Origin of the sequence: Sphaerospermopsis sp. FACHB-1194 (assembly GCF_014696235.1) — a bacterium.
Lineage (GTDB): Bacteria > Cyanobacteriota > Cyanobacteriia > Cyanobacteriales > Nostocaceae > Sphaerospermopsis > Sphaerospermopsis kisseleviana.
On the sequence record NZ_JACJPU010000013.1, the window covers coordinates 75,976 to 90,009 of the forward strand.

10 protein-coding genes and 1 pseudogene are annotated in these 14,034 nt (G+C 38.4%); 3 read left to right on the plus strand and 8 right to left on the minus strand.

Features of this window, described 5'->3' with window-relative positions:
- The first annotated feature begins 84 nt into the window (after positions 1-84).
- Complete coding sequence (gatB, locus tag H6F45_RS10270) at positions 85-1,563, plus strand: Asp-tRNA(Asn)/Glu-tRNA(Gln) amidotransferase subunit GatB (RefSeq protein ID WP_190347118.1); 1,479 nt, start codon at positions 85-87, stop codon at positions 1,561-1,563.
- Positions 1,564-1,737: 174 nt separating this feature from the next.
- Here gatB and H6F45_RS10275 read toward each other — a convergent pair whose 3' ends face one another.
- The 7 genes and pseudogenes from H6F45_RS10275 to apcB form a co-directional block, all read right to left on the minus strand.
- On the minus strand, positions 1,738-1,881 hold the full coding sequence (locus H6F45_RS10275) for a hypothetical protein (protein ID WP_190347119.1): 144 nt from the start codon (positions 1,879-1,881) through the stop codon (positions 1,738-1,740).
- 91 nt (positions 1,882-1,972) lie between these two features.
- Positions 1,973-4,648 (minus strand): peptidase domain-containing ABC transporter, encoded by a 2,676-nt coding sequence (locus tag H6F45_RS10280; RefSeq protein WP_190347120.1) that lies wholly within the window; start codon positions 4,646-4,648, stop codon positions 1,973-1,975.
- A complete protein-coding gene (locus tag H6F45_RS10285; protein ID WP_096567242.1) occupies positions 4,597-5,355 on the minus strand; it encodes a peptidylprolyl isomerase in 759 nt (252 codons plus the stop codon). The genes H6F45_RS10280 and H6F45_RS10285 overlap by 52 nt, the downstream gene beginning before the upstream one ends.
- A 257-nt stretch (positions 5,356-5,612) precedes the next feature.
- The gene (locus tag H6F45_RS10290) at positions 5,613-6,371 is read right to left on the minus strand and encodes a TIGR00297 family protein (protein WP_190347121.1); all 759 of its coding nucleotides are present in this window, start codon (positions 6,369-6,371) and stop codon (positions 5,613-5,615) included.
- Positions 6,372-6,498: 127 nt separating this feature from the next.
- Positions 6,499-7,140 (minus strand): annotated as a pseudogene (locus H6F45_RS10295) (Uma2 family endonuclease).
- 265 nt (positions 7,141-7,405) lie between these two features.
- Positions 7,406-8,251: an Rpn family recombination-promoting nuclease/putative transposase gene (locus H6F45_RS10300; RefSeq protein WP_190347122.1), complete on the minus strand. Its 846-nt coding sequence runs from the start codon at positions 8,249-8,251 to the stop codon at positions 7,406-7,408.
- 263 nt (positions 8,252-8,514) lie between these two features.
- Entirely contained in the window at positions 8,515-9,024 is a 510-nt protein-coding gene (gene apcB, locus H6F45_RS10305; RefSeq protein ID WP_096567250.1) for an allophycocyanin subunit beta, read from the minus strand.
- A gap of 626 nt (positions 9,025-9,650) precedes the next feature.
- On the opposite strand from apcB, the gene glnA reads away from it, so the two are divergent.
- A complete protein-coding gene (glnA, locus tag H6F45_RS10310) occupies positions 9,651-11,084 on the plus strand; it encodes a type I glutamate--ammonia ligase (protein ID WP_190347123.1) in 1,434 nt (477 codons plus the stop codon).
- Between the two features lie 498 nt (positions 11,085-11,582).
- Here the strand turns inward: glnA and H6F45_RS10315 are convergent, their stop codons facing one another.
- Complete coding sequence (locus H6F45_RS10315) at positions 11,583-11,783, minus strand: hypothetical protein (RefSeq protein ID WP_096567254.1); 201 nt, start codon at positions 11,781-11,783, stop codon at positions 11,583-11,585.
- 728 nt (positions 11,784-12,511) lie between these two features.
- On the opposite strand from H6F45_RS10315, the gene H6F45_RS10320 reads away from it, so the two are divergent.
- Complete coding sequence (locus tag H6F45_RS10320; protein WP_190347124.1) at positions 12,512-13,567, plus strand: class I SAM-dependent methyltransferase; 1,056 nt, start codon at positions 12,512-12,514, stop codon at positions 13,565-13,567.
- The last annotated feature ends 467 nt before the right edge of the window (positions 13,568-14,034 follow it).

The window sequence follows — 14,034 nt, forward strand, 5'->3', positions numbered from 1 at the left end:
TCAACTTAGGACAAGCTCATCCTTTAGCACAACTCCCGACAACGCTAAAATAGTACCCTAAAGCAAAATCATCAACATGATAATATGACCACAGCTACACCAGTAAAAACAGAATACGAAGCAATTATTGGTTTAGAAACCCATTGTCAACTTTCTACAAACACCAAAATCTTCTCTAGCAGTTCCACCGCTTTTGGTGCAGATCCTAATACCAATATTGACCCGGTGTGTATGGGTTTACCAGGAGTTTTACCTGTACTTAATGCCAAAGTTCTAGAATATGCAGTTAAAGCAGGTTTAGCGTTAAATTGTCAAATCGCTGAATATAGTAAATTTGACCGTAAACAGTATTTTTATCCTGATTTACCGAAAAATTATCAAATTTCTCAATATGACTTACCCATAGCTGAACATGGTTGGTTAGAAATAGAAATGGTAGACGAAGCGGGAAACCCCACCCGTAAACGCATCGGTATTACTCGTCTGCACATGGAAGAAGATGCAGGAAAACTTGTACACGCAGGAAGCGATCGCCTAGCAGGTTCTAGTTATTCTCTGGTAGACTATAACCGCGCTGGTGTCCCCTTGGTGGAAATTGTTTCTGAACCAGACCTGAGAACAGGCCAAGAAGCTGCGGAATATGCCCAAGAACTACGTCGCATTATGCGTTATCTTGGTGTCAGTGATGGCAATATGCAAGAAGGATCTTTGCGTTGTGATGTGAATATTTCCGTCCGTCCTGTAGGACAAGAAAAGTTTGGTACGAAGGTAGAAATTAAAAATATGAACTCCTTTAGTGCCATTCAAAAAGCGATAGACTATGAAATTGAGCGTCAAATAGCCGCTATTGAAGCAGGGGAAAGAATAATTCAAGAAACCCGACTTTGGGAAGAAGGTTCACAACGTACTAGCAGTATGCGGGTTAAAGAAGGTTCTAGCGATTATCGTTATTTTCCTGAACCTGATTTAGCACCTATTGAAGTTTCTGATGCACAATTAGAAACTTGGAAAAGCGAATTACCAGAATTACCTGCACAAAAACGCCATCGTTATGAAAATGAGTTAGGACTTTCTGCTTATGATACGCGAGTTTTAACAGAAGATAGTTCTGTAGCTGGATATTTTGAAAGTGCTATAAACGCTGGTGCAAATCCCAAAGCTGCTGCAAACTGGATCACCCAAGATATAGCAGCCTACTTAAATAAACAAAAACTCACCATTTCCGAAATTAAACTGAAACCTGAAAGTCTTGCAGATGTAATTACCAGAATAGAAAATGGTAAGATTAGCAACGCTCAAGCAAAGGAGAAATTAGTAGATTTACTGAATGGGCTAGAACCAGAAAAAGCCTTTGCAGGTCAAGAATTAATCAGTGATCCGGCTGTTCTAGGACAAATTATAGATGAAATCATTGCTGCAAATCCGCAACAAGTAGAACAATACCGGGGAGGAAAAACCAACCTCAAAGGTTTCTTTGTAGGACAAGTGCTGAAAAAGACCAACAAACGCGCTGAACCTAAACTAACTAACGAGTTAGTCGAAAAGAAACTGAACGGAAATTAGTAGTAGTCAGGAGTCAGGAGTCAGGAGTCAGGAGTCACCAGTCCCCAGTCCCCAGTCTCCAGTCCCCAGTCCCCAGTCACCAGTCACCAGTCCCCAGTCACCAGTCCCCAGTCACCAGTCACCAGTCACCAGTCACCAGTCCCCAGTCACCAGTCACCAGTCCCCAGTCACCAGTCACCAGTCACCAGTCCCCAGTCCCCAGTCCCCAGTCCCCAGTCCCCAGTCCCCAGTCCCCAGTCCCCAGTCCCCAGTCCCCAGTCCCCAGTCCCCAGTCACCAGTCCCCAGTCACCAGTCACCAGTCCCCAGTCACCAGTCACCAGTCCCCAGTCACCAGTCCCCAGTCACCAGTCACCAGTCCCCAGTCACCAGTCCCCAGTCCCCAGTCCCCAGTCACCAGTCACCTTACCCTTAAATATTCATCTGTTGTCGTTGATAAAGTGACCAGTATAAACCCTTTTGTTGCAATAAACCTGTGTGTGTTCCCCGTTCTGCAATAATACCTTTTTCCATGACTAATATTAAATCTGCACGTTTTAAAGGTGCAAAACGATGGGCAATTAAAAACACGGTACGGTTAGCAGAAATCTTTTGCAAATTTTGTAATACTTGCTGTTCTGTTTCACTATCTAAGGCGCTGGTTGCTTCATCTAAAATCAAAATTGGGGCGGTAGAAAGAAACATTCTCGCTAATGCAATGCGTTGTCTTTGTCCACCTGATAAAGCTGTTCCTCTTTCACCTACATTAGTTTCATAACCGTAAGGTAATTGACTGATAAAATCGTGTGCTACTGCTAATCTGGCAGCTTCTACAACTTGTTCTGCGGTAATATCTGGATTTCCTAAACTGATGTTTTCCAAGATAGAACCATTAAATAAAAAGTCTTCTTGGAGAACTACAGCAATTTGTTGTCTTAAAGATGCTAAATCACAACTTTTCAGATCAAAACCATCAATTAAAATCCTTCCTGATTCAATTTGATAAAGTCTTTGCAACAGTTTAGAAAGGGTACTTTTACCTGAACCACTGCGCCCGACAATACCCACAAATTGTCCTGGTTTGATATCAAAAGAAATGCCTTTTAATACAGGTTCTGTGTTAGGACTATAACGGAAAAAAACCTGCTCAAAATTAACTTCACCTTTGAGGGGTGGTAATACTAAACCCGTTCCTGCTTCTGCTTCTGGGGCAGCGTTGAGAATATCGCCAATTCTATCTACAGAAAGTAGCACTTGTTGGAGATTTTGCCATAATTGTACTAACCGCAGTAAGGGTCCTGTCACTCTTCCTGATAACATTTGAAAAGCGATTAATTGACCTACTGTGAGTTGCTGATCAATGACTAATCTTGCACCAAACCAAAGTATTAACAATGTAGAAAAATTAGTGAGAAAATCACCAATATTACTGCTAATATTTGATGTAGTGGAAGCTTTAAAACCTGTGCGAATAAACTTAGCAAATAAACCTTCCCAGCGTTCTCTAGCTACTGGTTCGGCTGCATGGGCTTTAACAGAATGAATACCTGTAACCGTCTCTACTAAAAATGATTGACTGTCTGCACTGCGGTTAAAAGTTTCGTTTAGCCAATTTCTTAAAATTGGGGTGGCGATAATTGTTAAAGTGGCAAATAATGGGAGAACAGCTAAAGCTACAAAAGTGAGGGGAATGTTGTAATAAAACATCAATCCCAAATAAACGACGGCAAAGATACTATCGAGAATTACTGTTAAAGCTGTACTTGTTAAAAATTGGCGAATTTGTTCTAATTCTTGTACTCTGGCGACTGTATCACCCACTCTGCGAGATTCAAAATAAGCCAAAGGTAAACGCATTAAATGGCGAAAAAGTTGGGCTGATAAACTCAAATCTAAACGCCGTGCGGTGTGGGTAAAAATGAAGAGTCGAAGAGTACCCAGGAGAGCTTCAAATATGGCGACTAATAAGAGAGCGATCGCCATCACATCGAGAGTAGCTAAACTCTCCTGCACCATCACTTTATCAATGATGACTTGGGTAATTAATGGTGAAGCTAAACCCAATAATTGTAAAGTGAAGGAAGCTAGTAATACCTCACCTAATAATTTGCGATATTTCCAAACTGCGGGAGTGAACCAAGAAAGATTAAATTTCTCTTGTTTGGAAATTAATTCTACTTGCCACAATTTACCATCCCAACAAGATTCTACTACTGATTGGGTGAGATATTCACATTGATTATTGAGAGGATTGGCAATAATTAAACAATTACCTTTCATCCCATAAGTTACAACCCAACTGCTAACTATTTCCGATTTCCATAATAGTAAAGCCGGAAAAGATAAATGTCGTAATTCACCCCAATTTACCTGCAATTTCCGCAAAACTAACCCTAACTTTTCCGCTGTTTCTATCACATTTTTGGGGCGTTGTCCCCGCAGTTGACGTTGTACCCATTCTAGTTGCACACTATTATTTAAATATTGTGCCACCATTGTTAAACAAGCTGCCGCAGTATTTCCACTCACTACAAAAGGATAGTGAGAAGGATAATTAGAAATTGCAGATTTTGATGATGAAGGTAAAGATAAATAAGATGTCGTCAGTGAAGTAGATATTTCTTCTTTTTCCCTGTTTTCACTGTCACCTGTCACTTGTTCCCTGTCACCTTTCCCATGCCAAAATTCATCAATTTGAGGATGAGACAATTTTTCCCACAGTGATGAGTTCCAACACACAACTACAACTTCTTTACTAGCAGCTACAGCTTTACAATTAGTAAATAACTGTTGCAAATCACCAAACCAATCTCCATCATTTAAGGTGGCTACAGGTTTACTTTTTTCATCCCGTAAACGGACTTTACCAGTGATAATAAAAAACTGATATCCTCCTGTTTCCTGTAACCAAATTTTTTCGCCAAGTTGATATTGACGAATTTCTAATTCATTGGTTACTTCTGTTTGTTGTTCAGGAGTCAACCAGCACAATGGCGGTTTTTTCCAAGGTAAAGTATCTAGCGCATTTATTCGTAAAGTTTGATAGTTCAGAATATTTAGCTCACTTGTAATTTTACTGTCAGGTTTTGAATTTTTTCCCCTAGCCATTTTTCAAATAACTCATTTTGTAGTGATTGTTTTAGTTGAGTATTTTCTAAAGTTGCTGGTAGAATGTTCTCTAATCTAAATAAACTGAAATTTCCTTCTATTTCTATCGGTCCTATCAATTGTCCAAGGTTAGCTGCATCTACAGACGCACGCAAAATATCTGGTAAACTACCCCGACTAATGGGACCCATCATACCGTTAAAGGTTTTTTCATCTGCTAAGGAATACTCTTTTGCTAGTTGCTCAAAACTACTTCCTTCTTCAATTTGAGTGTGTAATTCTTCTGCTAGTTCTCGGTTATTAACCATGATCCGAGAAAGTACGACTCGATCTAAATAAATCTTTCTTTCAATAAAGTATTCTGGTAATTTTGGTTCGGTAATTACCGCTTTCAGTTTTTCTAATTTGAACCCAAAGCTAACTGATTCATAAAATGTAGCGTAATCACTACCATTATTTTGTAACCATGTTTGGAATTGTTCAGGATCTGTAAGTTGATTTTTTAACCGAAAATCAATAATTGCTTGTTCAATTAATGCTGTACTGATATTTATATCATCTCTGGTTTTTAGTTCTTTCTCTAGAACATATTGACGCAGAACATCGCTGATAAACTGATTTAGTTTACCAGAAATCTGTAAATACTTGACTACTTGATAGAGGTCGATTTGATCGTCGTTGATTGTAAAAAATGATGAAGATTCCATGAAATAAATATGAGGAAAATCCTAAAAATCTATACAACTTTTCCATTAAATAATAGATAAAACCGTAGGAAAATAAGGTTCAAGATGATAAAGATTTTATGAATTAGTTAGTGAAAAAATAAATAATTATAAAAATTACCTACACCATATAAATAGTAAATGCAATTTTTTACACATTTCCTATGGTGTTGGAGCAGTAATAGTCATGAAAAAAACAGCAAATTTGCTGTTTAAAATTTTGAATTTTTAGTAAATTTTCAAACAAATATCATTTGCCAAATAACAGCGAGGATAATTGCTGCAACTGCCCCAATTAGGGTATTGAAGATATTGACAACTTCGTTGGTAAGCCAAGTATATTTAGATTGCAATGTTGCACCAATGACACTTTCTAAATTGGTAGCGATAAAGGCTGCTATTACACACCAAACAATTCCTAAGATATCTATTAAATTTACACTCCAACCTACAAGGGCGATCGCTACGGATCCGATAATACCCGCTAAAGTCCCTTCTAAACTTACCGCCCCTTCTGTACCTCTCGCTACAGGTTGCAATGTGGTAATTAAAAAGGTACGTTTACCGTAGGCTTTACCCACTTCGCTGGCAGTTGTATCTGATAATTTGGTGCTAAAACTCGCTACATAGCCCAAACACAGCAAAAACTTCCAATCAGGTATAAGCCACACTCCCAGGGCGCATAAAGTCGCAATTAACGCCGAACCCCACACATTTTCAGGACCCCTTGCACCAGAACGTTTTTCTGCAATTCCTTGGGCTTCTTTTTCTTTCATACCGATGCGGGTAACTCCCGAACCGACGATAAAATAAAACCCTACCACCAGATATCCTGGCCAACTCAGTGTTCCCCAAACTATTACACCCAATAACCAAGCATGGAATATTCCCGCAGGGGTGAGTAATTTTTTAGGAATAATCGCTACTATCCCTAATAAAATAGCGTTTAATCCCATTCCAACTAACCAGGGATTGATGTCATTAAGTAATGATAACATTGGTAATTAATGATGAGTATTTTCAGTTTTTTATGATATGGGACTACTTTTTTGATCTGTGACAGTTAGTGGTGCAGAATGTGGGTTTATTCTACTAAGTACATTTGTCGTCAAAAAACGATTTTTTTTACATCTCAGCAGAGTTCAGAAATTTCCTCAATTCTCGTATAGCTGCACTTGTATTGCGGTTATAGGCAGTTTGTAAACTCTGTTCAACAATCTCATGTATATCAAAATTAGGGAAATAGTGGCTGTAGCTTTGAAGTAAATAGCTGTTTTGCTGAAGTTGATAAATTAACAGTTGCTTTTGTTTATACAGCCAAATTTCTGGAACTTGATAAGGTAGATAATCGTTGATATGAGTATAACTGGTAACGTCAATTTCTAGAACTAAATCAGGTGGTGGATCAACTGTCCAAATAATCCGATTTTTGCTAGATATAGCTTGCCAGTTATGAATATAAAAACAATAATCTGGTTATATTCCACTTTCTTCGGGAAGTTCCATCGTTATGGGGGTAAAAGCATCAAATTCCCACTGAACATAATCGAGTAGAGTAGTAATTATACTGGCGATAACATGAGCATCTTGTCCATGTTTTGGCAAAGGTGACATGATGATTACTTCCCCATTTCGATATTTTAGTCGTGGAATTGTGCGATCGCCCCGTTGTTGACATAAAGTTTGATACTCTTCCCATGTTCCAGGTATCCGCACCACAGCACCGGCAGGAATTTGGGTTTTTTCTGGTGATATCAGCGCAAACATAACTTAACTTATACATCAGTAAATAATTATAGTTTTATTTTATAGTTTTATTTTAGAGAATATTAGCAACAAGCTTGTAATTGTAATAGCTTATCAACATCCTGTACATCCGCAAATCCTGGACATCCTGATTCAGACAATAAAAAACGCACCTTGCTAAAAAAGCCAAAGTGCGATCGCTATTACCAGAAAAATCAAAATCCTGAAAATCCTCAAATCCTGGATATCCTGATTCTGACAAATTCCATCAATCAACTATCACGTATCACCTTGACATTTTCTCTACAATTTTCCTCACTTCATCAATACTTAAATTCAAAACCTGAGCAATTTGTTCCTGACTTAAACCTAATCCTACCAAACCAGGAACAGCTTCTAATTTAGCTTCGAGTTTTCCTTGTTCTAAACCTTGTTCTAAACCTTGTTCTAAACCTTGTTCTAAACCTTCCTCTAAACCTTCCTCACGTGCTTCTTGATAAAACCTAGTTTGTTTTAAATCACTGAGTCCAAACATTGATTCTATTTCCTCCCTATTCATTCTTGGAAATTTATAAATTAAAATTGTCTCGATAATGTCTAATATTTGTTGTTGTTTGGGTTGAGACTTAACCTCTTGTTTGGTACGGTTAATTAACTCCCTAGCTTGGGTGATAGCTTTTTCTTCATTGGTAATGATTAGTTTAATTGTAGCAATCCCAATGGGTAATGATGTTGTTTCTTCAATTTCATCTAAATAAATTACTCTCACTCTTTGACTCAGGAAAAATTCTTCATAGTCCTGAATATTACCTTCATCTATAGCACGACTAGGATATATTACTACTCCTTTCCAGCCACAATTAGGTTTATTTTGGCGTAAATATAAACATATTTCTGCAAATAACCTATTGTACAGGTCTTCATCTGGCTGAAATTGCACTTCTAGGAAGTAGATGGGATTTGCTGTAGTTTCTTGAGGTAGGAAGACTCCATCTATTCTAAAAGCTGTTTGCTTGACTTCAATAGATGAAAACTCATAACTTTCAGCTAATTCGGGAGATTGTCCTATAAGTTCAAAAAAAATACTTGGTATTTCTTGAAATAAGCGGTAGAATATAGTATCTGTTTTCATTAATTTAATATTAATACTCCTGGTCGGTATTTTACCGCCCTTTTTTTTATTTTATCATCACCTGAATAAACATCCCGATTCTGATAATTATCAAAAAAAGTAAACGCACCTTGACTAAATAGCCAAAGTGCGATCGCAAAAATCTTTTGATATCTAAAATTAATCAACGCAAAATGGCAGACATCAACAGACAATGAAAACAAAATGACGAAAAAGACATTAACGCCTCCTGCCTTGTGCCTTCTACTTCCTGCCTCATGCCATTACACATCCTGTTCACTCAACTCACGAGTGATGTGATCAAAAGGTTCATCCACAAAAGCAGTATTAGGCACACCAGCAGCCGCTACCTGCTCCTTAACAATATCCTTCATAATTTGCACACCGCGCACTGTGGGAGCAATAGGAACACCCAAAGAATTATAAGTTTCCCGTAAACCTTGCAAAACACGCTCATCCAACACATTCATGTTAGCAGCCACCAGCGCGTAAGTAGCATAACGTAGGTAATAATCCATATCACGCAAACAAGCAGCATAACGGCGAGTTGTATAAGCATTACCACCAGGACGAATTAATTCGGGTAATTCCTCAAACAACTTAGAACCAGCTTGTTTCACAATAGCTGCTGCATTAGCATTAATCGCTGCTGCTGCTTGTACTCTAGCTGTACCAGTTGCAAAATAAGACGTAAGACTATCAATCGCATTCCGGTCAAAATATTTTCCGGCTACGTCATAATTCTTAATTAAAGTTGTAACTGCATCGCGCATTCTGTATTTCTCCCAATCGTGACTATGCTATGGTTTGATATTAATTTGGTTGCACTCTTGCACCTGTAAAGTTTTGTGCCATAGCCATAAAATAGTTGTGGCACAAAAGTATTCATCCATTACATAAGGATTTTAAGCCAAAGTTGACCCCGATAAGATGAAGTTTCTTGTTTTGTGCAGATTTAGCAAGAAAGGTTAACATAACCTATAAACCAGACAATCTGTAACAAAAAATACATAATTATCTTATCTCTACTCTTTACGATATCTAAGGTGGTGTGTCAAAACTTGGGTTAATTCACCCGGTCTACTAGCCAATTATGGTAGTAAATTGGTGACTATGGATATATTTTATCCCAGTAAAGATGTTATACATAACGTCTCTACATCTAGTTGTGGTAAGTAAAAATTATGACTGTCATGGTCTGGCTACAACTAATTTCAGGAAAAAGCGGTTAAATTAACCGTGTTCACCTGTGGACTAAATAGTTCCAACACTTTTAGTTAGGATGAAACAGGAAGCAAAAGCTGGCTTTCGTTAGCAATAGTTAGCTTTTTTATATCAGTTAAGATGCTTTGGCAGAAACTGATTTTATTTTAGACAATTGGCTACAGAAGGAGTAACAATGACAACGCCACAAGAAGTCTTGAAAATGATTCGGGACCAAAACATTCAGATGATCGATCTGAAGTTTATTGATACACCAGGAACTTGGCAGCATCTCACGGTTTACTATAACCAAATTGACGAAAGTTCATTTACTGACGGTGTACCTTTCGATGGTTCTAGTATCCGGGGTTGGAAGGGTATCGAAGAATCTGACATGACAATGGTGTTAGATCCCAACACAGCTTGGATCGACCCTTTCATGGCAGAACCAACTCTAAGTATTATTTGTAGCATTAAAGAACCACGCACAGGCGAATGGTATAACCGTTGTCCCCGTGTGATTGCCCAAAAAGCAGTAGACTATCTTGCTTCTACAGGTCTTGGTGACACTGCCTTTTTCGGTCCAGAAGCGGAATTTTTCATCTTTGATGATGTCCGCTATGACCAAACCGCTAACGAAGGCTACTATCATGTAGATTCTGTAGAAGGTCGTTGGAACACAGGTAGAAAGGGTAAAAATGGTGAAGTAGATGGTCCTAACCTGGGTTACAAAACCCGTTTCAAAGAAGGTTATTTCCCTGTACCACCTACAGACACCTTCCAGGACATCAGAACAGAAATGTTGTTGACAATGGCTAAATGTGGCGTACCCATTGAAAAACAACACCATGAAGTAGCTACTGGTGGTCAGTGTGAACTTGGTTTCCGCTTCGGTAAGCTGATCGAAGCTGCTGACTGGTTAATGACTTACAAATACGTCATCAAAAACGTGGCGAGAAAATACGGCAAAACCGTTACTTTCATGCCCAAACCTATTTTTGGTGATAATGGTTCTGGTATGCACTGTCACCAGTCCATTTGGAATAATGGTAAACCCCTATTTGCTGGTGACAAGTATGCAGGTATGAGCGAAATGGGTCTTTACTACATCGGTGGTATCCTCAAACACGCTCCAGCTTTATTGGCTATCACCAACCCCACTACAAACTCTTACAAACGTCTCGTACCTGGTTACGAAGCACCTGTTAACTTGGCTTATTCTCAAGGAAACCGTTCTGCTTCTGTACGTATTCCTTTAACTGGTGACAACCCCAAAGCTAAACGGTTAGAGTTCCGCTGTCCTGATGCTACTTCTAACCCATACTTAGCTTTTGCAGCTATGCTTTGCGCTGGTATTGATGGTATTAAGAACAAAATCCATCCTGGTGAACCTTTAGACAGAAATATCTATGAACTGTCTCCTGAAGAACTAGCTAAGATTCCTTCTACTCCTGGTTCTTTGGAATTAGCTTTGGAAGCATTGGAAAATGACCACGCTTTCTTAACTGAAACTGGTGTATTCTCAGAAGATTTCATCCAAAACTGGATTGACTACAAGCTTGCTAACGAAGTTAAGCAAATGCAGTTGCGTCCTCATCCCTACGAATTCTTCTTATATTACGATTGCTAATTGCAAGCCGTATAGCGGTTTTCGTTGTGATATCAAACGCAAAAGGAGTACAACCTACTTGTACCCCTTATCAATTTTTAGCCACCTCAGAGGGTGGCTTTTTTATTCTTCAATTTCATAGCCTGTCTGTTTTAGTGCCTTCGCCAAAATAGTGATTGCAGCGTCACGACAATTTTTAACACCTATCTACTCAAATCAAGACTGTTAGCTGCTATATAAAACCTAGACAAAGCTAGACTTTACTTTCTACTTCAACGGGAGCATGGGAGCAGTTATCCCTCAGTAGACTTGCACGCCTTAGCCAGACGCGATATTTCTCAAGTTAAGATTTACAAGAAAGACTACCGCTATCATTGCTTGGTTTTCGCATTGGCAATAGTCTTAATTCAATACTTGATATCGCAGGATTATATATCAAGTGGGCGATTTTTTTAACTCACTTATGTCAATGCTTGTCAACATAAGTATAGTTTTGTCTATAAAATAGTCAGCTTAGGACTAGCTCATCGCTGCACTACTCCGGCTATAAAGTGTTTGTGTAGTAGGATCTACCTTCCCTTGAATGGGATTCCAATAATAACATAGCTCTTCAGGAAGACCGAGTTCTTGGGTAGCACGCATCAGCATGGATTGTTGACGGTTCTTAACTTGCTGATGTTGACGTACCATTAACGCGCGGGATTTTTCTTGAATAGACATATTTTTGTCCTCTCTAGTTTTTAGTAATAGATGTTTTAGATGATTAACTGGTATATAAAACCTAGACAAAGCTAGACTTTACTTTCTACTTCAACGGGAGCATGGGAGCAGTTATCCCTCAGTAGACTTGCACGCCTTAGCCAGACGCGATATTTCTCAAGTTGAGATTTACAAGAAAGACTACCGCTATCATTGCTTGGTTTTCGCATTGGCAATAGTCTTAATTCAATACTTGATATCGCAGGATTATATATCAAGTGGGCGATTTTTTTAACTCACTTATGTCAATGCTTGTCAACATAAGTATAGTTTTGTCTATAAAATAGTCAGCTTAGGACTAGCTCTTTTTTTTGCCTCACATATTTATAGTACCAAAGATTCTGTAACTTACAATACTGAATCAAGTTTTTGTTACAAAAATTTATAAATGAGGCGATCGCTGTTGCGGAAAATTAATAAAATTAAAGGCTGTAATCATTCCCTAGCAAGATGTTTAAGCCTTTAACTTGATAAATCCCTCTGAACATTTTGATCGGCAGAAAATGAGTATTTATGCTGGGTTCAGTGGGAAAACTGGCAATTGAGAACAGACAATAACAGACAATTTAGGTTCTGTTTAAATTCTGTCTACTTGTTGCCATCAACCTACCTCCATGAGAAAAAAGACTTTATTTTTCACATTTCTTTACATAAAATAATTAAAGTCCACAAAACTTAATGAATTATTTATGTATAAAAACTTGACAAAGCTAACTTATGAGAGTCTGCAACACAGCAAAAACTACTTTAGCTTGGGTCATAAACTCCTAAGTACACAATTAAAAAATGTAGTTTACCCCACAGTAGGACGGGTGAAACCAGCATCTCCAGAGGCGATCGCCAAATTACAAAACAGGTTAAACCTGCTACTAGAAGCAGATTGGCAAGATAGCCAAAAAGGGATATATCCTGAAAGTGTGTTATTTGATAATCAGTGGGCAGACTTTTTTGTTAACTATCCACTGCTTTGGCTAGATTTACCCCAGGTATGGGAACGCATCACACAAGGTAGATATCAAGATTTCTCTTCAACAACAGATCAAGAAGGATACCCTAGTTATTATTTGCAAAACTTCCATCACCAAACCGATGGTTATTTAAGCGAATCCTCTGCCAACTTATATGATTTACAGGTAGAGCTTCTTTTTGGTGGTGCAGCTGATCCGATGAGACGACGTATTTTAGCACCCCTGAAACGTGGACTGCAAAAATTTCAGGGAATTTCTCAAAAACAAATCCGCATTTTAGATGTAGCTTGCGGCACGGGGCGAACTCTGAAGTTGATGAGATCAGCTATGCCTGAAGCATCTTTATTCGGTACAGATTTATCACCAGCTTATCTGCGGAAGGCTAATCAAATCTTATCTGAAAATCCCGGCGAATTGCCTCAGCTTTTGCAAGCAAATGCCGAAGAATTACCTTATCTAGATAATTATTTCCATGCTGTAACGTCTGTTTTCCTCTGCCATGAGTTACCAGCAGCAGTGCGTCAAACAGTGATTGAGCAATGCTTTCGAGTCACCAAACCAGGAGGAGTTTTTATTATCTGTGATTCAATTCAAATGAGTGATTCACCAGAATTTGCTGAGATGATGAATGGTTTCTCAAAAATGTTCCATGAACCATACTACAAACATTACACTACTGATGATTTAGTAGAACGGTTAGAGAAAGCAGGTTTTGAGAATATAGAGACACAAATTCACTTTTTGAGCAAATATTTTATTGCTTATAAACCAGCTTAAAGCAAAGCCGAAATACTCATTTTGTTCAGGAGAATATTAGGAAAATAACTGCTAACAGTCCATCACACCAATTTGGGATTTGAGATTTTGAATTAATAGTAGAGGCAGAGTCACAAATCGTATTCACTACTCTTAATAGATGTGTGAACCTGCCTCTAAACTAATCGGCTGTTCCATGAATTTCCAACAATACTCAATATTCCAACTGGCTTGGTATCACACCAAATTTGACGGGTTCATCACAGCAAGAACAATCCTATTTTCACCGTGGTTTTCTCCCTTGCCTCTTCAACTTGTAGATACTATAAGGAACACAGAAGCGGTTGAAAAAGGGCGGATGAGTACCTATATGATGCACTAAGTCCGAATCTACGCCAGGTTTACCACAATTACCGGATGTTTTTAGGAAATACTCAACTGTTGATTATTTGTGCATTTGTGTAGTGCTGTAACTGTTTAAGTCTCTG

Excerpts from the sequence above, each read along its gene's own strand:
- H6F45_RS10320 (WP_190347124.1), top strand. The coding sequence starts at position 12,512 with ATGTATAAAAACTTGACAAAGCTAACTTATGAGAGTCTGCAACACAGC.
- H6F45_RS10300 (WP_190347122.1), bottom strand. The coding sequence starts at position 8,251 with ATGAAAACAGATACTATATTCTACCGCTTATTTCAAGAAATACCAAGT.
- H6F45_RS10285 (WP_096567242.1), bottom strand. The coding sequence starts at position 5,355 with ATGGAATCTTCATCATTTTTTACAATCAACGACGATCAAATCGACCTC.
- H6F45_RS10280 (WP_190347120.1), bottom strand. The coding sequence starts at position 4,648 with ATGGCTAGGGGAAAAAATTCAAAACCTGACAGTAAAATTACAAGTGAG.
- gatB (WP_190347118.1), top strand. The coding sequence starts at position 85 with ATGACCACAGCTACACCAGTAAAAACAGAATACGAAGCAATTATTGGT.
- glnA (WP_190347123.1), top strand. The coding sequence starts at position 9,651 with ATGACAACGCCACAAGAAGTCTTGAAAATGATTCGGGACCAAAACATT.
- H6F45_RS10290 (WP_190347121.1), bottom strand. The coding sequence starts at position 6,371 with ATGTTATCATTACTTAATGACATCAATCCCTGGTTAGTTGGAATGGGA.
- apcB (WP_096567250.1), bottom strand. The coding sequence starts at position 9,024 with ATGCGCGATGCAGTTACAACTTTAATTAAGAATTATGACGTAGCCGGA.
- H6F45_RS10315 (WP_096567254.1), bottom strand. The coding sequence starts at position 11,783 with ATGTCTATTCAAGAAAAATCCCGCGCGTTAATGGTACGTCAACATCAG.